This is a genomic window from Candidatus Allofournierella excrementigallinarum (genome assembly GCF_944388085.1).
Taxonomy (GTDB): Bacteria; Bacillota; Clostridia; order Oscillospirales; family Ruminococcaceae; genus Allofournierella_A; species Allofournierella_A excrementigallinarum.
Genome location: NZ_CALXHK010000039.1, coordinates 1 through 21,487, shown reverse-complemented (window position 1 = coordinate 21,487; position 21,487 = coordinate 1). Strand labels below are relative to the sequence as shown.

Below are 21,487 nucleotides of genomic sequence, written 5' to 3'. Positions count from 1 at the left end.
TCGGGGTGTAGCGCAGTTGGTAGCGCGCCTGGTTCGGGACTAGGAAGCCGTGGGTTCAAATCCCGCCACTCCGACCACAGAAAACAGCCTGTAGAGCCATTCTACAGGCTGTTTTTTTGTCCTGGACCAGGATTTGAACCAAGTTTTTGCCTTGAACCCAAAATTTGACAATTTTCTTTGTGCGGGATATCGCGCTCCCATCGAAAGGGGCGAGCGCCACGGAGGCCATCATTCCGGCCGGCACGAAAGGTGAAGCGCAGCTGTTCCTGCTCTCTGGGGGCATTTCACAACAGGGACGGGGCATCCTATAAAATTGACTTAACTTGTTTTTCAAGTCGATTTTACAGGAGGGACGCATTATGAGCGCATCGATCTACGGATACGTCCGTGTATCCACCAAAGAACAGTGTGAGGAGCGTCAGCTGATCGCGCTGAGGGCATTTCCCGTGCCGGAGCAGAATATTTTCATGGACAAGCTCAGCGGCAAGGATTTCAACCGGCCGAAATACCAGAGCCTGCTGGAAAAGCTGCGTCCCGGCGACATCCTGGCGGTAAAATCCATCGACCGGCTGGGCCGCAACTACGAGGAGATACTGGAGCAGTGGCGCATCATCACCAAGGAAATGAAGGCGGACATCGTGGTGCTGGACATGCCCCTGCTGGACACACGCCAGACCGGCCGGGACCTGACCGGCACCTTTGTGGCGGACCTTGTGCTGCAGATCCTCTCCTATGTGGCGCAAACCGAACGGGAGAACATCCGCCAGCGGCAGAAAGAGGGCATCGCCGCCGCCCGGGCCAGGGGCGTGCGTTTCGGCAGGCCGCGGAAAGAGGTGCCGGAAAGCTTTGCGCAGCTCAAAGCCGACTGGGAGGGCAAAAAAATAACCGCCCGTGCGGCGGCCAAAGAACTGCATGTCGCCCCGGACACATTTCTGCGGTGGGCCTGCGGAGAATAGAGCTTGCGTGACAAAAAAGGTAGGCTTTTTTGAACCGCCGCGACGTACCGTTCCGAAGGCATCTGCGTCTGCTGTTTGGGCTTTTTGAGAACCGAAAACTGTACTTACAGTATTATAACACACTTATTTCAAAAGCATAGCCATTTTGAGCATTCCCCCCTCCAAAACCGAAAAAGCCTACTTTTTCGAACGACCGCCGTTTTGCCGGCTCTCACTGCCGTTTCACGCTGGTGAGAACATGAAGACCGCCCATCACAAAGTGCCAAGCGCGCTGACACAAGGAGGAACACTCACGATGAAACTGCGTTCAAGCCACAGCTGGCTGGCGCTGCTTCTGGGGGTCGCGATCCTGTTTTCCGCGATCATCCCCACCGCCTTCGCGGAAGCGGGCGCCGCCGCACAGCCGCACAGCTGCGAGCTGACCGGCGACTGCACCCTGGAAGCCGGCCATGAGGGCGGGTGCATGCCCGCCGGGACGCCGGCGGCGAGCGAAGCCGGCGGCTCTGAGGGGCAGCCCGAGGGGGTTTTGGGCCCTTCGGAGGAGACCGCGCCCGAAACTCCCGCCGTCGGCGCGTCGGACGCGCTGGCCGGGCCAGCGTCCGGGCCTCCTTCGGAGGACGTGCCCCAGGCTTTGCCCAAAGCCTTGCCCGGAGAGGACGCGCTTCCGAGCGCGCCCCGGCCTGCCCCGCTGAGCGGCGGCGCCGGCAAGTCCCCCGACGACCCGATGGAAGTGCCCGCCGAGGGAATGGTCATCACCAGGGGCGTTTATTACGGCGTCTCTCTGGAATGGTTCAAAACGGTCAGCACCGGGGCGGATGACACCCTGTACTTTTCCATCACCGTCCCCAGCGGCGTGACCGCCATCGCCGCCAACGGCTTCCGGGATTCCTATTCTTCCGAAAAGACCAAACAGGGCGCCGTCACCTCCAACGACAAAGCGGGCCGCTACAACGTGGTGGCCGTCGACTTCTCCGGCGCGTCGGACCTGGCCGTCATCAGGAGCCAGGCCGCCCTGAACTGCCAGCTCACCGGCGTGCTGGACCTGTCGGCCACGAAGATCACCACGCTGGAAAAGAGCGCCTTCAACGGCTGCGCCGGCCTGACCGGCGTGGTGCTTCCCTCCACGCTGGAGGTAATGGGCGCCGACGACGGCTCTTCCGGCTCGGTCTTTAACGGCTGCACCGGTCTGCAGTTCGTGCGCACCGCCGGGGGCGACCCCGCCGCCGCCTTTGAGCTGCCCGACGGGCTGCGGGTCATCGGCAAGCAGACCTTCAGCAACACCTTTGCCAGAGGGGCCGGCCTGAAGATCCGCATCCCCGCTTCGGTGGAGATCGTGGGCTCCGAGGCATTTTACAGCAACAGCTGCTTCTCCCAGATCGTCATCGAGCGCACCGGCAGCCTCGGCGGCTACCACAGCGGGGCCTTCAAAGCCGCCTCCACCGCCGACTGCCTGCTCATCCTGCCCAACAGCGCCGCCTACAAAAGCACCGGCTCTTTCACCCGCGTTACCAAGACCTATCCCGTCACGCTGGTTTTTTACAACGGCCAGAGCATCGTTGCCACGCAGAAAAAACTCTTTGGCCAGAGCATCCAGTACACGCTGGATGAGGCCACCGGCCACTGGAGCATCGACGCGGCCTATGCCCTGCCCGACACCGGCGACGTGGGCGGCACGCCCGGCTATGACGCGGGCTGGGTGCTGTACGACGGCACAAGCGTGCTGACCAACACCTCCAAGGTCACCGGCTGGTCCGATGACACCCTGAACGTCACCATCAAGGCTGATTCTGTGCTGTCCAAACCCACGGTGAAATTCACGGTGAACGGCAACGTGGTGGAGGGCTCTGCCCCGGGCGTGCAGAAGCTTGCCGTTACCGTGAACGAGGCCGCTCCCGGCACGGTGGGAGTGCAGGTCACCCATCCCCTGGCCACCGACGCGGCCCGCGCCAGCGGCACCTACGTCTATTTCAAATACTGCTGGTGGGATGAAATGGACGAAGGCGTGAACGGCCCCCGCAGCCAGGAGCAGCCGGAACTGTTCTCCTCGGCGGCAAGTTCCGTCTCCTATGACCGGGTGTTCACCGACGAAGCTTCCATCTCCATCCGCGACCGCATGGACGAACGCACTGACGGCAACTATTACCTGGTGGAGGTCTACGGCTACTTCGTGGAGAACTACGGCCCCGCGAAACAGTTCTACAAGTCGAGCCACAACTTCATCGCCGGCCAGGACGGCACCGATGAAACCGCCTTTGTGATGGAGGTGGAGGTCACCGACACCACCCCCGTGGTCATCACCCCTGCCGACATCACCCTCTACACCGGCGGCAGCGGCCACTACGGCGTGGTGGACGGCAGCGGCTCCATTGACGAGGGATACGCCGGCAACGGCTTCCCCGAGCCCGGCTATTACATCACCCTGCCGAACAGCCTGAACGAGCTGGTGGGCGGCGCAGACGATGCCTTCGACCTGTCCGAGCAGCTGACCCTGCGGTATGACGACCACAGCGGCGTCACCCGCGAATGGGTTCTGGCGCTCTACGGCACGGCGAAGAACAGCACCGACGTGGAAGCGGGCGGCGAGACCCGTGCGCGCTACATCTACAAGCTGCTGCCCGCCGCCGGCCAGCAGCTCCCCGTGCGGGTGCAGATCCGGGACCAGGAGACCGGCCAGGCCGTTTTGAGCGATGACTTCACCCCCAGCGTGGAGGAAAAATACAAAGAGTACGACATGACCATCTACTCCGGCGCGCTCGACCAGAACTTTGTGAGCGCCGAACTGGTGGTGGGCAGCGACGCTTATGTCTGCCCCGTCTCGGTGCAGCCGGGCAAATTGACGGTGCGCGGCCTGAACGATGGGATGACCACCGGCATCGTGACCGGCGACGCCGCCGTGCCGGGCGGCATCACCGCCTCGGCCCCCGATGACGTGACCTATTTCGTGAACGACAGCCGCGTGGAAGTTGCCGAGCCGGAGCACGTGAAGCTCCTGGTGGACTCGGTGCTGGACGAAAACATTCTGACGGATTATATCGCGGCCAACCTGACGGACGAAAGCCCGGGCTATGAGGTGGGCTACCAACAGCAGTACATGGATCTGGTGGACGCCCAAAACGGCAATGCGTTCCTGACCATGGGCTCCGGGCAGCAGATGACCATCTATTGGCCGGTGCCCGGCGACTATGTGGCCGGCGGCGCGGTGAACGTGTATCACTTTGAGGCGCTGGACCGGAACTACGACGTCCCGGTGGAGGAGATGCTGGAGAACGCCCCGCCCCGAACGATCGTTCCGACGCTGACCACCATCGGCGGGCAGGATTACTTCGCGTTCGAGACCGGCTCCTTCTCCCCTTTCGTGCTGGCGTATGAAAAGACGCCCGCCATCTACGCCCTGACCGTGGAGAACGGCTCCGGCAGTGGCCAGTACAAGGCCGGCACGCAGGTGGCCATCACGGCGGACGCAGCCCCGGCGGGCAAGGTCTTTGACCGCTGGGTGACCAGCGGCGGCGGCAGCTTCGTCAACGCAAGCAGTGCGGCCACCTCCTTCACGATGCCCGCAGGCGACGTGACCGTGACCGCCCTTTACAAGAACGCTCCCTCCGGCGGCGGTTCAAACGGCGGTTCGTCCGGCGGAAGCGGCTCCCCCGCCGGCCCGGCACAGCCCGCCGGCCCGGCGGCCGGCCCGCTGCCTCAGACCGGCGACGCCGGCGCGCCTCTGCTGTGGCTTGCGCTGCTGGCGGCGTCGGGCGCGGGCCTGCTGGCGGTGTTTGCCCTCAAGCGCAGAGACCGCGGCTGATCCCTTTTCTTCCCCTCGCGTGCGGCCGGCATGGCTTTTTTGCCATGCCGGCTTTTTTTGCCCGCCCCGCCGTGGACAACGCTTTTCGTTGGTGGTAAAATGAACTCAGACATGCTCTTTTCGGCAGTCAGACGCTGCATCCCCGCAGGCCACCGCGGCCCGCGATTCAGAAAGGAAGGCTTTTGTATGAACATCGTTTTGCTGGAGTCTCTTGGCATCCCCGACAGCCTGCTGGAACAGTACGCGGCCCAGCTTGCCGCCGCGGGGCACACCTTCACCGCCTATCCCCGCACCGGTGACACCGCCCGCCTCATTGAAGAAGCGCGGGACGCGGACGTGCTGATGCTGGCAAACATGCCCCTGCCCGGCGGGGTCATCCGCGCCTGCACGCACCTGAAATTCATCGACGTGGCCTTCACCGGCGTGGACCATGTGGATCTGGACGCCGCCCGTGAGATGGGCGCGGCAGTGAGCAATGCCTCCGGCTACTCCAACGACTCGGTGGCGGAACTGACGGTGTGCATGGCGCTGGCGCTGCTGCGCAATCTGCCCCAGGTGGAGGAGCGCTGCCGCACCGGCGGCACAAAGGACGGCCTGGTGGGCCAGGAGCTGCGGGGCAAGACCGTGGGCCTGGTGGGCACCGGCGCCATCGGTTCCCGGGTGGCCCAGCTGTTCAGCGCCTTCGGCTGCCGCATCATCGCCTCCGGCGACCACAGCCACAAGCCCAGCACCGGCCTCATCACCTATCTGCCCATGGCCGAGGTGCTGGCCCAGGCGGACATCCTCAGCCTTCACTGCCCGCTGAACGATTCCACCCGCGGCCTCATCGGCGCGGAAGCCATCGCCCGCATGAAGCCCGGCGCGCTGCTGCTCAACGCCGCCCGCGGCCCGGTGGTGGATACCGCCGCCCTTGCCGCCGCGCTCCATTCGGGTCATCTTGGCGGCGCGGGCATCGACGTGTTTGAGACTGAGCCTCCCCTGCCCGTGGACCATCCCCTGCTGCACACCCCCAACACCATCGTGACCCCGCACGTGGCCTTTGCCACCGCCCAGTCCATGGAAAAGCGCGCCCAGATCGTGTTCCACAGCCTGGACTGCTGGCTGGCCGGCGGGCAGATCAACAAGATCCTTTAAAACCACGGCCCGCCGCCCGCCCCGGACAAACCGCGCCGGGGCGGGCTTTTTTTCCTTTTTCGCCCCAACCTTTCACAAAGCGTCCGGGCGGGTGTTTGCGGTTTTTGTGCAATCGTTAGATGTTTGGCATGCGTCCTGTAAAATGTGAACCGCGCCCTTGGCGGCGCGGGTTCTTTATGGTATAGTTTTAATATGAGCCGCTCGTGTGGCGGCTGTTCGTGATCCCAATTCCGGAAAGGAGTTCGTTTATGAGCACAATGCGCGGTATCTACACCACCGTGACCGACATCCGCCGCAAGGTATTCACCGAGGTGGCCCGGCTTTCCTACGAAGGGCAGGACTACGCCGCCGAGATGGTCAAGCTGCCTTACAAGATCATTCCCGGTGAGGTGGGCACCCACCGCAACAGCATCTTTCTGGAACGGGCCATCGTTTCCGAGCGCATCCGCCTGGCCATGGGCCTGCCCCTGCGCCCGATGGACGAGCAGGCGCCCACCAACGCGGGCATCGAGAACAGCGTGATCGCCAGCAAATACTACGACCCGCCGCTCATCAACATCATCAAGTTCGCCTGTTCGGCCTGCCCGCCCAAAAAGGTGGAGGTGACCGACATGTGCCGCAGCTGCCTTGCGCACCCCTGCAAGGAGGTCTGCCCCAAGGACGCCATCCGCTTCACCCCCGGCGGCCGCTCGGTGATCGATGAGGACAAGTGCATCAAGTGCGGCAAGTGCGTGGATGTGTGCCCCTATCACGCCATCGTCAAGATGGAGCGCCCCTGCGCCGCCGCCTGCGGCATGAATGCCATCGGCTCGGACGAACTGGGCCGGGCGAAGATCGACTACGACAAGTGCGTTTCCTGCGGGATGTGCCTTGTGAACTGCCCCTTTGGCGCCATTGTGGACAAGGGCCAGATCTTCCAGCTGATCCAGAGCATCCGCCAGGGCGACAAGAACTACGCCATCGTGGCCCCCGCCTTCATCAACCAGTTCCCGGGCCTGACCCCCGGCAAACTGAAAGCCGCCATGCGCCAGCTGGGCTTCATCGACACGCTGGAAGTGGCTGTGGGCGCGGACCTGTGCACCATTGAGGAAGCGAAGGACTTCATGCGTGAGGTGCCGGAGTATCAGCCCTTCATGGCCACCAGCTGCTGCCCCAGCTGGAGCATGATGGCCAAAAAGCTGTTCCCGGAGCTGGCCCAGTACATCAGCATGGCCATGACCCCCATGGTGCTGACCGCCCGCCTTGCCAAGAGCAAGCTGGGCCGGGACGTCAAGATCACCTTTGTGGGCCCCTGCGCCGCCAAGAAGCTGGAGGCCAGCCGCCGCACCATCCGCAGCGACGTGGACTTTGTGCTGACCTTTGAGGAACTGATGGGCATGTTTGAAGCCAAAGGGGTCAACTTTGAGACCCTGGAAGCCGAGCCCGGCGACGACTTCCAGCATGCCAGCGCCGACGGCCGCGGGTTTGCCGCCAGCGGCGGCGTGGCCCAGGCGGTGGTGAACGCCATCAAGCAGATAGACCCCGACCGGGAAGTCAAGGTGGCCAGCGCCCAGGGCCTTGCGGACTGCAAGCGCCTGCTGATGATGGCCCGCGCGGGCAAATACAACGGCTACCTGCTGGAGGGCATGGGCTGCCCCGGCGGCTGCGTGGGCGGCGCGGGCACCCTGGCGGACCCGGCCAAGGCCGCGGCGGCGCTTGCGAAGTACAGCGCCGAAGCTCCCATGAAGCACTCCACCGAAAGCCCCTACGAGATCGATCTGGCATTCCTGAAATAAGTAAAATGAGCCGCCCGCCGGAGAGCATCCGGCGGGCGGCTTTTTTGTAGTTTTGTTAAGTATCAGGCTTTCCAGTCGCTGAGCAGGGCGACGCCCCAGCCGTCGGCGGTCTTGACCCACGCCTTGCCGCCACTGGCGGACTGGGCGTTTTCAAAGGTCATCACCGTCTGCTCGGCGCCGGAGGTGTTGATGTAACCCCAGCCCGTGGCGGTCTTCACCGCCGCCAGGCCCTCGTTGAAGGGACGCACCGCCTCGTAGACGAAGGGCACCGCCTGCTGGCCGGTGGTTGCGTTCACAAAGCCCCACAGGCCAGCCATCTTGGCGGCGAACAGCCCCTCGGAGGCGCTGGTCACATCCTCATAGACCACGCCGTCCAGCGCGGCGCCGTCGGGCATGATGATGATCTTGCCCTGCGCCTCGCTCACATCCACAGGGGTGTCGGTGGCGCTGATGTAGGTGTCGTCCGGGCCGCCCGCCCCTTCCTTCGGGGTGATGGACACCGCGTCGGCAATGAAGGGCTGGTTGGTGCTGGCCTTCAGTTCCTCCCAGGAATAAAGCCAGCCCATATCCTCGGCGTATACTTTTTTGCTGTTCACATCGTAGTAGATGGTGCCCCCGGCAAGACCGTGGCCGCCGGAGCCCACCACGGTGCCGTCCTGCTCGTAGATCTCGCTCTCGTCGGCGTTGGTGATGCCGCAGACGCTGCACCAGTGCACGTCCTTCTCGGCGGGGATGCGCACTGTGCCGTCCAGGTCGATCACGCCGATCTTGTCGTTCTGCAAAAAGAAGGCAAGCTGATCCTGCTGGGCGAGCTGGGTGGCCTGGGGCTTGTCATAGTCCGCCAGGCTCTTCTGGATGTCGATGTCGGTGCGGGGCGCCACCAGCCAGCCGGGCTGGGGCGAAGCCGCCGCCTGCGGGTCCGCGGTGGGCATGGGCGCGCTGGTGCGCTCGGGGCCCACCACCTCCACGGGATAGCTCTCGGGCTCGCTTTTGCCGCAGGCCGCAAGGCTCAGGGCCAGGGCGGCGGCAAGGCACAGGGAAAGGATTTTTTTCATGGTGTCCGACCTCCTTTTTGTGAAACGTCATTTATGGTATTTGCCGTGGTTGTTGATGGAAAAGGCGCGGTAAAGCTGTTCTGTGAGCACCAGCCGCGCCAGCTGGTGGGGCAGCGTGATGCGCCCCAGGCTGATGCACAAGGCGGCGGCCTGCTTCACCGCGGGGGAAAGGCCGTGGGAAGATCCGATGACGAAGGCCATGTCCCCCGCGCCGCCCACCGCCTGCCGGGCGATGAGGCCGGCCAGCTCCTCGCTGCTGACCAGTTTCCCCTCCACGCACAGGGCCGCGACGGCCGCGCCTTTGCGCACGCTGGCAAGGATGGCCTTGCCCTCCTTTTCCAGCGCCTTCTCGATGACGGAGGGGCCGGCGTTCCTCTCGCTGACCGTCACTTCCGGCAGCTCGATGATGCGGAACTCGCACAGGCCCCTGAGCCGTTTCTGATATTCCGCCACGCCCTCGGCGCAATAGGCCGCGTTCAGCTTGCCCACACAGATAAGGTCGATCCTCTGCATCGTTCAAAACTCCATCCAGTCGCTGGGTTCCGCGCGCTTCTGGGCCTGCACCCGCACGCCGGGGCCGGGGGTCACGCCCGCCGCCACCAGCGCGCTGCGCACCGCGCCCAGGGCAAGGTCCGGGGTGTTGTTCTCCTTGCTCAGATGGCACAGGGCAAACTTCTTGCAGCCCTGCTGCACAAGCTCCAGAATTTTTGCGGCGCACTCGTTGTTGTCCAGGTGGCCGCGGGGCGACTCGATGCGCCGTTTTAAGTAATAGGGATAGCTGCCGCAGCGCAGGCTGTGCAGGTCGTAGTTGGCCTCCAGCGCCACCAGGTCGGCCCCGGAAAGGGCGGTGTGCACCGGGTCGGTGAGGCAGCCCAGGTCGGTGGCGATGGCCATGACCGAGCCATCCGGCGCGGTGATGCGAAAGCCGCAGCAGGGCACGTCGTGGCTGGTGGGAAAGGCGCTGACCAGAAAGCCGCCCACCGGCTCCGAGCGGCCCTCGATGGCGATGAGCTCCGCCCCCGGCGGGGTGACGCCCAGGCCGTCCAGATGGTCGAGGGTGGCGGCGCTGCCGTAGACCGGCACGCTGTAGTGCTTCAAAAAGACGCCCAGGCCTGCGACGTGGTCGCTGTGCTCGTGGGTCACCAGCAGGCCCTTCATGCCGCTCACCGAAAGGCCCAGCGCCTTGAGGGCATTCAGGGTGACGCGGCAGCTTTTGCCCATGTCGATGAGCAGGTATTCGCCGCCGCAACGCACCACCGAGCAGTTGCCGGAGGAACCGGAATACAGGGATGTGAAGAATGCCATGGGAACCTCTCGTTTTAGTAAGTATCAGAAAAGGGCTGTGGGCGCTTTGCCGCGCCACAGCCCCGATGATCTGTTTTAGAGCGCCTGGGGCAGCACCGAAACGAACTTTTCCACCCTGCGGATGTCGGCGCCGAGGCCCTGCAGCTTTTCCACCAGGCCCTCATAGCCCCGCTCGATGTGGTTGATCTCGTCGATCTCGCTGGTGCCGTTGGCTGCCAGCGCGGCCATGACCAGCGCGGCGCCGGCCCGCAGGTCGGAGGCGCGCAGCGGCGCGGGCTGCAGCTCGGGCACGCCCTCGATCACCGCCACCTGGCCGTCCACCTGGATGTTTGCGCCCATGCGCACCAGTTCGTCCACATAGCGGAAGCGGTTTTCCCAGATGCCCTCGGTGATGATGGAAGTGCCGCGGGCCAGGGTGAGCAGCACCGTCATCAGGGGCTGCATGTCGGTGGGGAAGCCCGGATGAGGCATGGTCTTGATCTTCAGCGGCAGCAGATCGCCGGTGCGGACCACCCGCACCGCGTCGTCGTACTCTTCGATGATGACGCCCGCCAGCTCCATCTTGGCGGTGATGGGCTCAAGATGCTTGGGGATGACGTTCTTGATGAGCACGTTGCCGCCGGTGATGGCCGCCGCCACCATGTAGCTGCCGGCTTCGATCTGGTCGGGGATGATGGAATAGGTGCAGCCATGCAGCGCCTTGCGGCCCCGGATCTTGATGGCGTCGGTGCCTGCGCCGCGCACGTCCGCCCCCATCATGTTGAGGAAGTTGGCCAGGTCCACGATGTGGGGTTCCTTGGCCACGTTCTCCAGCACGGTCTGGCCCTCGGCCAGCACGGCGCTGAGCATGGCGTTCATGGTGGCGCCCACCGAGACGGTGTCGAAAAAGACATGGGCGCCCACCAGCGGCCGGCCGGACACCTCGATCATGCCGTACTCCACCGAATCCTGCGCGCCCAGCGCACAGAAAGCCTTGAGGTGCTGGTCGATGGGGCGCGGGCCCAGATTGCACCCGCCGGGCATGGCCACCTTGCCGGAGCCGAAGCGGCCCAGCAATGCGCCGAGGAAATAGTAGCTGGCGCGCATCTGGCGGCTCAGCTCGTCCGGCACCTGGGTGGCGGTGATGTGGCTTGTGTCGATCTCGTAGCTGTTTTTGTTGAGCATGCGGATCTTGGCGCCCAGGGCGCTGAGGATCTGCAGCGACACCGCCACGTCGCTGATGTCGGGCAGGTTTTCGATGACGCACTTATCCGCCGCAAGGATGGTGGCCGGCAAAATCGCCACCGCCGCGTTCTTCGCGCCGCTGATGGAAACTTCGCCGATGAGGGGCTTGCCCCCGTTGATCACAAATTTCTCCAATTGGATGACCTCCGCATAGGCACGCTTGCAGGCCCTCAAAAGGGCCATACCGGGCACTGTAACTGTTATATTATACACCGTACGGCGCAAAAAGGGAACCCTTAGGGGTAGTATTTGCCGAAATTGTAATTTCTATGCTCAAAAGTCCCAACGCCATGCCCTGTTTTTCGCCCGGTTTCGCGCAGTTGCGCCGCCCGCGCCGCCCTCCAAAGCGGGCAGAACCGCCTTTTCCCGTCAAAAACGCCCCTCCCCCATACCGGGGGAAGGGCGTCTTTGACGGTTTGGAAAGGGTCACATGCCGGCAAAATACTTTTTCGCGCTGATGCGCACGCCGTTTTCGAACATCTCGAAATGGCAGTGGTTGCCGGTGGAGTTGCCGGTGGAGCCCACATAGGCGATCACCTGGCCCTGGCTCACCGCCTGGCCCGCACGCACGGCGAGGCTGCTGGCATGGGCATAGAGCGTCCGCCGCCCGCCGCCGTGGTTGATGATGACGTAGTTGCCATAGCTGTAGTGCCAGCCGGCCGTGGTGACCACGCCGCCGTCGGAGGCGATGATGGACGCGCCGTAGTTGGCGCGGATGTCCACGCCTTTGTGGCTGGCGCTCATCCAGCGGCTGATGCCCTTGTAGTTGGGCACCGGCCACACCCAGGTGCCGTTGGTGCCGGAGACCACCATGCCGTTGGCCAGCTTGGTGCCCCGCAGGCGCACCCGTGTGACAGGCTCCTTCAGGGTGGTGCGGCTGATCTCCACCGTTTCGGGGGTGTTGGAGTCGCCGTAATAAGTATCCTCGTAGACCACTTCGTCCAGGCCGGTCTCGCCTTCCTGTTCGATCTTGTAGGTGTCGAAGGGAAGGTCGGCGGAATCGGTGGTGACGGTGTCGTAAGGGATCTCCTCCTGCACCGTGCGGGTGACGACCCGTTTGACCTCCAGATAGGGCATCGCCTGGCTGATGGTGAGCACGTCGCCCACATAGAAGCTGGTGAGGATGTCCTGCTGGGGGTTCTGGGCCTGCAGCTGGCTCACCGACAGGCCGAACTTGCTGGCCACGCTGCTGGGCACGTCGCCCTGCTGCACGGTGTAGGTCACTTCGCCCTGTTCCTCGCCGGTGAGCACGTCGGTGATGCTCTGCAGGTCGGTGATGGAATCGGTGAAATAGAGGTTGCCGTCCTGCAGTTCCACGTCCTTGGTGAATTCCACCCGCAGGTTGGGGTCGTCCGGGTCCTCATAGGGGGCCTTGAGGCTGTCGATGAACTCGTGGAGCGCCTCGCCCTCGGTGGTGACCGCCAGCAGTTCGCCGTCCACATAGATGGCGGTGGCCTCCTGGATCTCGTCGCTGGATTCCTGCAGCAGCACGTTGGCCATCTGCGCCTCGTCCATCAGCGTGTCGGAAACGTCCAGCGAGTAGGTGGGGGTGATGGTGAACTCCCGGCTCTCGTCGCCCAGGGCGTCGATGCGCTGGGTGAGCTCGGCGGTGGCGGCGTCGAACACCTGTTCGCTCTGCACATGGCCCACGACCTTGCCGTTGACCTCCACCGCCAGCACGTAGTTGTAGCTCAAAACGGTGTTGACCACATAGACGAAGAGGCCCAGCGCCAGCACCGGCAGCACATAAGCGAAGGACGGGCGGATGAGCGGCGCGTAGCGGCGCACGCCCCGGCCGAAGTAGGCCAGGCCCTCCCCCACTGCCTTTGCGGCGCCCACGTTCTTCTTTTCTTCCCGCACCAGGGCGGCGATGTTTTTGAAGCCGTTCCCCAGGCGGACAAAGGGGGCGCTGAGTTCATGCCAGGCGTTGGCGAGGGCCTTGCCGGCGGTGTTTTTCAGGAAAAGGCCGGCGGCGCGCGCCTTTGCGCGGAGCCCTTGGCCGGTGCTGCGCAGCCGGCGGCCGGCGCGCAGCACCGTGTACTCGGCCCAGAAGCCCACATCGTACAAAAACTGGCCCAGCACCGCGGTCTGCGGTTTCTGCTTGGCTTTGGTGACCAGGGGGTCCAGCGCCTTCTTCACCTTGGGAAGCGGGGCAGCCCTGCGCTTTTTCTTCACCTCGGGCGGGGCCGCCTGGGCGGTTTCCGGGCCGGCCTGCTCCGGCGCGGCGGCAGGCTGGCCGCCTTCCAGCTGTTTTTCTTCCGGCGGCGTTTTTTCCTTGATCGCCATGGGCGCTGTCTCCTCCTTTCTCGCAAAAGATGCACGCGCTGCGCGCATGTCTATATTTGATTGTACACTTTCTTCCCCTTTGGGGACAAGCCGCAGGTGCGGTTTTTCACAGGATTTTCAAATCCCCGTCACATTTTGCCAGCGCCGCCATGTCCGCCGGAAGGGGGCTTTCCGTCTCCACAATATCGCCCGAAACGGGCTCGGTGAAGCGGATGCAGGCGCAGTGCAGCGCGTGGCGGGCGATGTGCGCCCGGCTGCCGCCATAGAGGTCGTCCCCCGCCAGCGGACAGCCAATATGGGCAAAATGGACCCGCAACTGATGGGTGCGCCCGGTGACGGTGCGGGCTCTGACCAGCGTGTGGGCGCCGCAGCGGCGCACCACCTCATACTCGGTGAGGCTGGGCTTGCCCCCGGCGCACACGCAGCGCTGGATGATGCTGCCCGGCGCACGGCCGATGGGCGCGTCGATGACGCCCTTCTCCGCGGGCGGCGCGCCCTCCACCAGCGCCAGATACCACTTTTGCGCGCTCTCCGCCAGCAGCGGCGCGGCAAAGGCGTTCTTTGCACAGAGCACCAGGCCGGAGGTGCAGCAGTCGATGCGGTTCACCGGGCGGAACACCCCCGTCTCGCCCCGTGCCGCCAAACAGCCCATCCAGGCGTTGGCCAGCGTGCCGCCGGCATAGTTCAGGGTGGGATGCACCGCCATGCCGGCGGGCTTGTCCAGCACCACGGCGTGGCGGCTTTCATAGACGATGCGCAGGGGGATGTCTTCCGCCGCCACGGTGGTGGGCGGCTCGGGCGGCAAGGCAAAATGCACGGTCATGCCCGCGGCCACCCGGTCACAGGTGCGCAGGGGCCTGCCGCCAGCAAAAAAGCCGCCGGCGCGCTTGACCTGGCGCACAAGCCCCGCCGAAACGCCCATCCTTGCGAGGAAATCCCGCAAAGCGTATCCGTCAAAAGGCTGCGCCACCGGGAAGGCAAGTTCCTGGGGCGTCTGCCGCGCCATGGGCCCACCTCCCCTTTTGCCATGCGACGTGCTTTTATATTTTAGCACAAAAACCCCCGCTGCGCAACCGCCCCGCGCCGTCCATTTGCTGTGGTTTTTTCCTGCGAAAGGAAAAAGCGCCGCCCGCCGGTCTCCCGGCGGGCGGCGCTGCGTTTTGCGCGTTTTGTAAGATCAGTAGGCGACGCCCTGGGCCACCATGGCGTCGGCCACCTTGATGAAGCCGGCCACGTTGGCGCCCACCATCAGGTTGCCCTCCACGCCGCACTCCTTGGAGGCGGCGTAGGCTGCATGGAAGATGCCCTTCATGATGTCCTTCAGGCGGGCGTCCACCTCGTCGAAGGTCCAGGCCAGGCGCAGGCTGTTCTGGCTCATCTCCAGGCCGCTGGTGGCAACGCCGCCGGCGTTGGCCGCCTTGGCGGGGCCGTAGAGCACGCCGGCCTCGAGGAAGGCTTCGATGGCCTCGGGGGTGCTGGGCATGTTGGCGCCCTCGCACACCACCTTGCAGCCATTGGCGATCAGGGTCTTGGCGCTCTCGCCGTCCAGCTCGTTCTGGGTGGCGCAGGGCAGGGCGATGTCGCAGGGGATGGTCCAGATGCCGCTGCAGCCGGCGGTGAAGGCGGCGCCGGGGCGCTTGTTCGCGTACTCCACGATGCGCTCGCGGTGCACTTCCTTGACCTCCTTCATCAGCGCAAGGTCGATGCCCGCAGGGTCGTAGACATAGCCGGAGGAATCGCTCATGGCCACCACCCTGGCGCCCAGCTGCGCGGCCTTTTCGCAGGCGTAGATGGCCACGTTGCCGCTGCCGGAGATGACCACGGTCTTGCCTTCAAAGCTGTCGCCTTTCATGAAGGCCAGGGCCTCCTGGGTGAAGTAGCACAGGCCGTAGCCGGTGGCCTCGGTGCGCACCAGGCTGCCGCCCCACTTGAGGCCCTTGCCGGTGAGCACGCCGGTGAACTCGTTGCGCAGGCGCTTGTACTGGCCGAACATATAGCCGATCTCACGGGCGCCCACGCCGATGTCGCCGGCGGGCACGTCGGTGAACTGGCCGATGTGCCTGGACAGCTCGGTCATAAAACTCTGGCAGAAGCGCATGATCTCGCCGTCGCTCTTGCCCTTGGGGTCAAAGTCGCTGCCGCCCTTGCCGCCGCCCATGGGCAGGCCGGTGAGGCTGTTTTTGAAGATCTGCTCGAAGCCCAGGAACTTGATGACCGAGGCGTTCACGCTGGGGTGCAGCCGCAGGCCGCCCTTGTAGGGGCCGATGGCGCTGTTGAACTGGACGCGGTAGCCCCGGTTCACCTGCACCCTGCCGGCGTCGTCCACCCAGGCCACACGGAACTGGATGAAGCGCTCGGGCTCCACGATGCGCTCCAGCACGCCGTTCTTTTCATATTCGGGGTGTTTTTCGCAGATGACCTGCAGGCTCTCCAGAACCTCGCGCACTGCCTGCAAGAACTCCTTCTCGCCGGGATCGCGCTGCTCCACCTGGGCGTACACACGGGCCAGATACTCGTTTTTCAACATGGATAAAACCCCTTTCTATACTTTCCCTCTGCCGCTTGAGCGGCCCATAGTGTCATTATAAAGCCGCTTTTGCCGCATTGCAAGAAAAAATTGGGCCGCAAACACCCGCGCAGCGCAAAAACCTTGCGGCGCGCGGGCGTTTGTGTTACAATACCATGCAGGAAAACGAGTGGAACATACGGCAGCGGGGCGGCATCGCGTCCGCTCTGAGGAAAGTCCGGGCTTCACAGGGGAATGGTAACTGCTAACGGCAGCCGGGGGCGACCCCAGGGATAGTGCAACAGAAAGAAACCGCCGCGTTTTTCGCGGTAAGGATGGAAAGGCGAGGTAAGAGCTCACCAGCGCACTGGCGACTTTGCGGCTATGTAAACCCTACCAGAAGCAACACCCGTATGGGGCATATGCGCTCCCCGCGCGCCCCGGAGGTGGCGTGAGCCTTGCGGCGACGCAAGGCCAAGATAGATTGCCGTTTAATACAGAACCCGGCTTACGGTCCGGTCGTTTTCTTACAAAAAGGGCGTTCCCCGAAAACGGGAACGCCCTTTTTGCCGTTATGCCTGAAACATCAGCCGCATGGCCAGCAGGCAGATGACCCCCGGCGCCCCCAGCACCACCGCCGCGAAGGAGGTGAACCAGTTGAGGGCAAGGCCCACGCCGGTGAAAGGGGCCAGCATGTTCACCGCCCCCAGGGCGGCAACGCCCGCCACCGCGCTGGAAAGCGCCGCGCCCGCAGGCCGCCGGTGCCGCGCCGCGGCAAGCCCCACCGCCAGCAGGACCGCCGCCGCGGCGGCCCACACCGGCCAGGCCGCCCCGCTCACAGGATGGCCCGGAGCCCCGCGGCCCGGGCCTGCCGCTGCAGATAGCGGTAGCGGCTTTGGATCGCCTGATACTCATAGATACGCTGGTCGATGAGCTCCGGCTCGGTCTCCATGTCAAACAGCAATTGGTTCTGGCGCATGTCCGCCATGCAGTCCCGCAGGTCCTGTTCCAGCTGCCGGGGGCCGCGGCAGGGCGGCTTCAATGCGGCCAGTTCAGATGAGACCGGGGCGGATTTTGCAAACAAAAGCGCAAGGCCCATGGTGTGCACTCCCCTTTCCTTCAAAAAAGGTTTATGCCACCAGTTTAGGCAAATATTCCCTTCGTTATTCCGCCAGTTCGAGATCCACGCGGCCCAGGGCCACATCGGCCCCCACGGCCTTCACCAGCACCTGGTCGCCCAGCTGCCAGCGGCGGCCGCCCGCCCGCAGGCTGAAGCCCTCCACCAGTTCCGGCTCGCCGCCCAGGGTCTCGGCTTTCACAAAGCCCTCGGCGGTGTTGTCCAGCTCCACAAAGAAGCCTTGGCGGCTCACGCCGGACACCCGGCCGGGGAAGGTCTCGTTCAGATGGGCGGCCATATACTCGGCTTTATAGCAGCTGTCGGCGCTGCGCTCCAGCTGCATGGCCGTCACCTCCGCGGCGCTGGATGCCTCGCTGGCCTGGGCCGCGAAGTCGGCGTAGCGGCTTTCCAGCTCGCGCCCGCTGACCCCGGCGCAGAAGTCGCTGAGGATGCGGTGGATGGCAAGGTCCGGATAGCGCCGGATGGGGCTGGTGAAGTGGGCATAGTCCTCCAGGGCCAGGCCGAAGTGCCCCTTGGGCGCGGGCTGGTAGCAGGCCTTGGCCATGCTGCGCAACACGCCCATGTGCACCGCCCGCTCCAGGGGCTGGCCGCGGGTGGCGTCCAGGATGGCGGCGAGCTCCGCCACGGTGGGGGCTTCGCCCTTGAAACCCGCGTTCAGGCCCGCGATGTGCAAAAGGTCCTTCAGCCGCCCGGTCTTTTCGGCGTCGGGGCTCTCGTGCACCCGGTAGACAAAGGGCAGCTGATGGCTGCGGGCAAGCTTTGCCGCGCACTGGTTGGCCAGCAGCATGAACTCCTCGATCATCCGCTCGGAGAGGCCCCGCCGGCGCTTTTCCAGCCCGATGCAGCGGCCGTCCTCATCCAGCAGCAGCTTTGCCTCGCCGGTCTCGATGTCGATGGCGCCCCGGGCTTTGCGGGCGGCGTCCAGCCGCTGGTAGAGCTGGGCCATCACCGGCAGCTGGCCGGCCACCGGGGCGTATTTTTCCACCAGCGCCTCGCCGGCGGTTCCGGCAAGCAGGGCGTTGATCTCGGAGTAGACGCCCTTCACCCGGCTGCGGATGACGGTTTTTTCAAAGCGGAAGTTCTGCACCGCGCCGGTCTTGTCCAGCTGCATGATGCAGGAGAAGGCCAGCCGGTCGGCCCCTTCATTGAGGCTGCACACCCCGTTGGACAGCTGCCGGGGCAGCATGGGGATGACGCTGTCGGCAAAATAGACCGAAGTGCCCCGCTGCATGGCTTCCCTGTCCATGGCGCTGCCGGCGCGCACATAGTGGCTCACGTCGGCGATGTGCACCCCCAGCTGCCAGCCGTCGGCGCAGGCGGTGACGCTGATCGCGTCGTCGATGTCCTTGGTCTCGGCGGAGTCGATGGTGAAGATGGGCTCGGCCCGCAGGTCCAGCCGCTTTTTGAAGTCCGCGGGGCCGGGCTCGGCCACGGCGCGGGCTTCCGCCTTCACCTTGTCGGGGAAGCGGCGGGTGCGGCCCGCGGCGTAGAGCAGCGCCCGCACGCACTGGCGGGCCTTTTCGGCGCTGCCAAAGCGCACGGCAACGCCGGCCCGGTGGCCGGCGTAGTCGCTTCCCCTCTCCAGCAGCTCCACCGCCGCCTTGTCGCCGGCCCGCACCCCGCCGGCGGCGTTTTTTTTGATCTGCAAACGAAGGAAGGGGCACTCGTCCGGCAAAAGGAACAGCTTGCCGCCCTCGGCCGCCACCACGCCCACGAAGGTGGCGCGGGGTTTGGTGACCGCCAGGACCTCGCCCTCCAGGCTGCCGGGCACCTTGGGCTTGTCGAACAGCTTCACCAGCACCTCGTCGCCGGGCATGGCGCCGGCGAGGCCCCGCCCGGGGATGAAAATATCCGGCCCGTCGGCCTGGGCGGCAAAGGCGAAGTTTTCGCCCAGCTTGACCAGTTTGCAGGGAATGGCCGCGTCGGCAAGGCCGCCCCTGGCGGCGAACCAGGCGCCGTTTTTGCACAGGATGCGCCCGCTGGACGCCAGCTCCTCCACCGCCCGCTGGACCTTCTTGTCGTTGCCCAGCATGCTTTTCAGTTCTCCCAGCCGGCGGGGGCGTTTTTCCAGCTCCCGCAGCACTTTTGATCGAATGGACATATGCTCTCCCCCATGCCCCGCCCAGGGACGATTCGGAAAAAGGGGGCCCGCCGTCTGCGAACCCCCTTGAAACAACGGATTTACTCCATGACGCTGATGACGCTCACCAGCAGGATGACCACCAGGAACACAACGCCCAGGATGCGGGTGGCCTTGGCCAGCTTGACGTCCTTGCGGCGGGTGCGGCCGGCTTCCATCATGCCGCCTTCGCCCATGATCGCGCCGGACAGGCCCTTGCCCTTGGACTCCTGCGCCAGGGTGAGATAGATGATGGCCACAGCCACGAACATCAGCACGACGCCGCAAATGATCTCGATAACACTCATACTATAAACGCTCCTTAGCTTTTGATACACGCTCTTATGCAATGAACATCATAGCACAAGGCCCGGCAAAATGCAAGAAAATTCTTGGGCCGCAGCCGCTTTTAGAAGCTGAGCTGCAGCTGCTCGGCCAGGTCTTCCTCCCGCAGCAGCGCGCCGGCGGCGGGCAGGGTGCGCACCCGGTAGCGGTGGGGGTTGGCCAGCTCCAGGCAAGAAGCGGGTTTGACGCTCTCGATGGCCTGGTTCTTTTTCAGGGTGATGACCGACACGCCCGCCGAATCGCGGGTGGCCTTTTCGCTGATCTGGGTGGAATGCACCAGCAAAAGCCGCCCGGCGCTGGTGCGCACCGCCAGCTCCTCGCTCTCCGGCAGTTGCAGCATGGCCGCCAGGGGCGCTTTGTCGCTGTAGGCGTTGAGGAGCTTTTTGCGGTTCTGCTTGGTGGCGTAGCTGAAAAGGGGCACCCGGGCGCACTTGCCGTTCTGGAAGAAGAACAGCATGTGGCCCTTGTAGTCGTCGGTGACCGCCAGGAATACCGGGCTCTCCCCTTCCTCCATGCCCAGCTTCACGGCCACGAAATCGCCCAGGACGCTGGCCTTGGTGTCGGCAAAGTCGCCGGCGCGGCATTTGTAGACCTGGTGCCGGTTGGTGAAGAAGAGCAGCCAGGCAGTGTTGTGGGTCTCGCACTGCCAGCTGATCTCGTCCCCTTCCTTCAGCTTCTGCTCGCCGCTCATCCGCAGCGACTGGGGGGTGATTTTTTTGAAGTAGCCCTCCCGGGTGAAGAACACGGTGACGGGATAGTCCGGCATGGCGTCTTCCTCCACGGCCTCCTCGGCTTCGGGCGCGTCGTAGAGGATGGGGCAGCGGCGGGGCTGGCCGTACTTTTTGGCCACGGCGGAAAGCTCCTCCATGATGATGCGGCGGATCTTGGCCGGGCTTTTGAGGATGCCGCCCAGGCGCTCGATCTCCGCCGCCAGTTCTTCAATTTCTTTGGTGCGCTTGAGGATGTATTCCCGGTTGAGGTGGCGCAGCCTGATCTCCGCCACGTACTCCGCCTGCGCCTGGTCGATGCCGAAGCCGATCATCAGGTTCGGAACCACTTCCTCCTCCTCCTCCGTCTCGCGGACGATGGAGATGGCCTTGTCGATGTCCAGCAAAATGGCCTCCAGGCCCTTCAGCAGGTGCATCCGCTTTTCCTTGCCCTTGAGGTCAAACCAGGTGCGCCGGCGCACGCACTCGGCCCGGAAGGCCACCCACTCGGTGAGGATCTCCCGCACGCCCATCACCCGGGGCTGGCCGCCCACCAGCACGTTGAAGTTGCAGGCGAAGCTGTCCTCCAGAGGGGTGAGGCGGAAGAGCTTCTGCATCAGCTTGTCCGCGTCCTGGCCGCGCTTTAAGTCGATGGTCAGCTTGAGGCCGTTCAGGTCGGTCTCGTCGCGCATGTCGCTGATCTCCTTGACCTTGCCGCCCTTCACCAGCTCGGCGATTTTGTCCATCACCGCCTCCACGGTGGTGGTGGGCGGGATGCGGGTGATCTCGATCATGTTGCCGTCTTTTTCGTAGTTCCAGATGGCGCGCACCCGCACGCTGCCCCGGCCGGTCTCGTAAATTTTGCGCAGTTCGTCCTCGTTGTAGAGGATCTCGCCGCCGCCCACAAAGTCCGGCGCGGGCAGGGTGGCGAGCAGGTCGTGGCCTTCGTCCTTCATCAGGGCGATGGTGGACTCGCACAGCTCGGCCAGGTTGAAGGAGCAGATGTTGGAGGCCATGCCCACGGCGATGCCCAGGGTGTTGTTGGCCAGGATGGTGGGGAAGGTCACCGGCAGCAGGGTGGGCTCGGTGGTGGTGCCGTCGTAGTTGGGCACAAAGTCCACCGTCTCCTTGTCGATGTCCC

The 21,487-nt window shown here is 64.5% G+C and carries 16 protein-coding genes, 1 tRNA gene and 1 other RNA gene; 6 read left to right on the top strand and 12 right to left on the bottom strand.

Annotated elements, in window-relative coordinates; translation table 11 throughout:
• Nucleotide 1 precedes the first annotated feature (1 nt).
• From ACH2AT_RS08215 to ACH2AT_RS08195, 5 genes are all read left to right on the top strand, one after another.
• Nucleotides 2-77: transfer RNA gene (locus tag ACH2AT_RS08215), tRNA-Pro, on the top strand.
• Nucleotides 78-359: 282 nt separating this feature from the next.
• Nucleotides 360-956: a recombinase family protein gene (locus ACH2AT_RS08210; protein WP_394965097.1), complete on the top strand. Its 597-nt coding sequence runs from the start codon at nt 360-362 to the stop codon at nt 954-956.
• Between the two features lie 295 nt (nt 957-1,251).
• Nucleotides 1,252-4,752, top strand: a complete 3,501-nt coding sequence (locus ACH2AT_RS08205; protein WP_394965095.1) for a leucine-rich repeat protein — start codon at nt 1,252-1,254, stop codon at nt 4,750-4,752.
• Nucleotides 4,753-4,938: 186 nt separating this feature from the next.
• Complete coding sequence (locus ACH2AT_RS08200; RefSeq protein ID WP_394965093.1) at nt 4,939-5,886, top strand: 2-hydroxyacid dehydrogenase; 948 nt, start codon at nt 4,939-4,941, stop codon at nt 5,884-5,886.
• Between the two features lie 257 nt (nt 5,887-6,143).
• The gene (locus tag ACH2AT_RS08195; RefSeq protein WP_394965099.1) at nt 6,144-7,661 is read left to right on the top strand and encodes a 4Fe-4S dicluster domain-containing protein; all 1,518 of its coding nucleotides are present in this window, start codon (nt 6,144-6,146) and stop codon (nt 7,659-7,661) included.
• 62 nt (nt 7,662-7,723) lie between these two features.
• Here the strand turns inward: ACH2AT_RS08195 and ACH2AT_RS08190 are convergent, their stop codons facing one another.
• From ACH2AT_RS08190 to gdhA, 7 genes are all read right to left on the bottom strand, one after another.
• The gene (locus ACH2AT_RS08190) at nt 7,724-8,716 is read right to left on the bottom strand and encodes a WG repeat-containing protein (RefSeq protein ID WP_394965092.1); all 993 of its coding nucleotides are present in this window, start codon (nt 8,714-8,716) and stop codon (nt 7,724-7,726) included.
• Nucleotides 8,717-8,743: 27 nt separating this feature from the next.
• Nucleotides 8,744-9,229 (bottom strand): 23S rRNA (pseudouridine(1915)-N(3))-methyltransferase RlmH, encoded by a 486-nt coding sequence (locus ACH2AT_RS08185; RefSeq protein WP_394965090.1) that lies wholly within the window; start codon nt 9,227-9,229, stop codon nt 8,744-8,746.
• Nucleotides 9,230-9,232: 3 nt separating this feature from the next.
• Nucleotides 9,233-10,021 (bottom strand): MBL fold metallo-hydrolase, encoded by a 789-nt coding sequence (locus tag ACH2AT_RS08180; RefSeq protein WP_394965088.1) that lies wholly within the window; start codon nt 10,019-10,021, stop codon nt 9,233-9,235.
• Nucleotides 10,022-10,096: 75 nt separating this feature from the next.
• A complete protein-coding gene (locus ACH2AT_RS08175) occupies nt 10,097-11,380 on the bottom strand; it encodes a UDP-N-acetylglucosamine 1-carboxyvinyltransferase (RefSeq protein ID WP_394965086.1) in 1,284 nt (427 codons plus the stop codon).
• A 291-nt stretch (nt 11,381-11,671) separates the two neighbouring features.
• Nucleotides 11,672-13,531 (bottom strand): peptidoglycan DD-metalloendopeptidase family protein, encoded by a 1,860-nt coding sequence (locus ACH2AT_RS08170; protein WP_394965084.1) that lies wholly within the window; start codon nt 13,529-13,531, stop codon nt 11,672-11,674.
• Nucleotides 13,532-13,637: 106 nt separating this feature from the next.
• Nucleotides 13,638-14,537: an RluA family pseudouridine synthase gene (locus ACH2AT_RS08165; RefSeq protein WP_394965083.1), complete on the bottom strand. Its 900-nt coding sequence runs from the start codon at nt 14,535-14,537 to the stop codon at nt 13,638-13,640.
• A gap of 171 nt (nt 14,538-14,708) precedes the next feature.
• The gene (gene gdhA, locus ACH2AT_RS08160; RefSeq protein WP_394965081.1) at nt 14,709-16,058 is read right to left on the bottom strand and encodes an NADP-specific glutamate dehydrogenase; all 1,350 of its coding nucleotides are present in this window, start codon (nt 16,056-16,058) and stop codon (nt 14,709-14,711) included.
• 166 nt (nt 16,059-16,224) lie between these two features.
• Between gdhA and rnpB the strand changes: the two genes are divergently transcribed.
• Nucleotides 16,225-16,563: RNase P RNA component class A (gene rnpB / locus ACH2AT_RS08155), an RNA gene on the top strand.
• A gap of 46 nt (nt 16,564-16,609) precedes the next feature.
• On the opposite strand, the gene ACH2AT_RS08150 is transcribed toward rnpB, so the two are convergent.
• The 5 genes from ACH2AT_RS08150 to ACH2AT_RS08130 form a co-directional block, all read right to left on the bottom strand.
• Nucleotides 16,610-16,876, bottom strand: a complete 267-nt coding sequence (locus ACH2AT_RS08150) for a pro-sigmaK processing inhibitor BofA family protein (protein WP_394965080.1) — start codon at nt 16,874-16,876, stop codon at nt 16,610-16,612.
• Nucleotides 16,873-17,136 carry a DUF2508 family protein gene (locus ACH2AT_RS08145; protein WP_394965078.1) on the bottom strand — a complete coding sequence of 88 codons (264 nt, stop codon included), beginning with the start codon at nt 17,134-17,136 and terminating at the stop codon, nt 16,873-16,875. Before ACH2AT_RS08145 ends, ACH2AT_RS08150 begins: the two co-directional genes overlap by 4 nt.
• A gap of 64 nt (nt 17,137-17,200) precedes the next feature.
• Complete coding sequence (locus ACH2AT_RS08140) at nt 17,201-19,276, bottom strand: ribonuclease R family protein (RefSeq protein WP_394965076.1); 2,076 nt, start codon at nt 19,274-19,276, stop codon at nt 17,201-17,203.
• Nucleotides 19,277-19,356: 80 nt separating this feature from the next.
• Nucleotides 19,357-19,602 carry a preprotein translocase subunit SecG gene (gene secG / locus ACH2AT_RS08135; RefSeq protein WP_394965074.1) on the bottom strand — a complete coding sequence of 82 codons (246 nt, stop codon included), beginning with the start codon at nt 19,600-19,602 and terminating at the stop codon, nt 19,357-19,359.
• Between the two features lie 101 nt (nt 19,603-19,703).
• Nucleotides 19,704-21,487 (bottom strand): DNA gyrase subunit A (locus tag ACH2AT_RS08130; protein ID WP_394965072.1); only part of this gene is annotated, 1,784 nt, incomplete at its 5' end.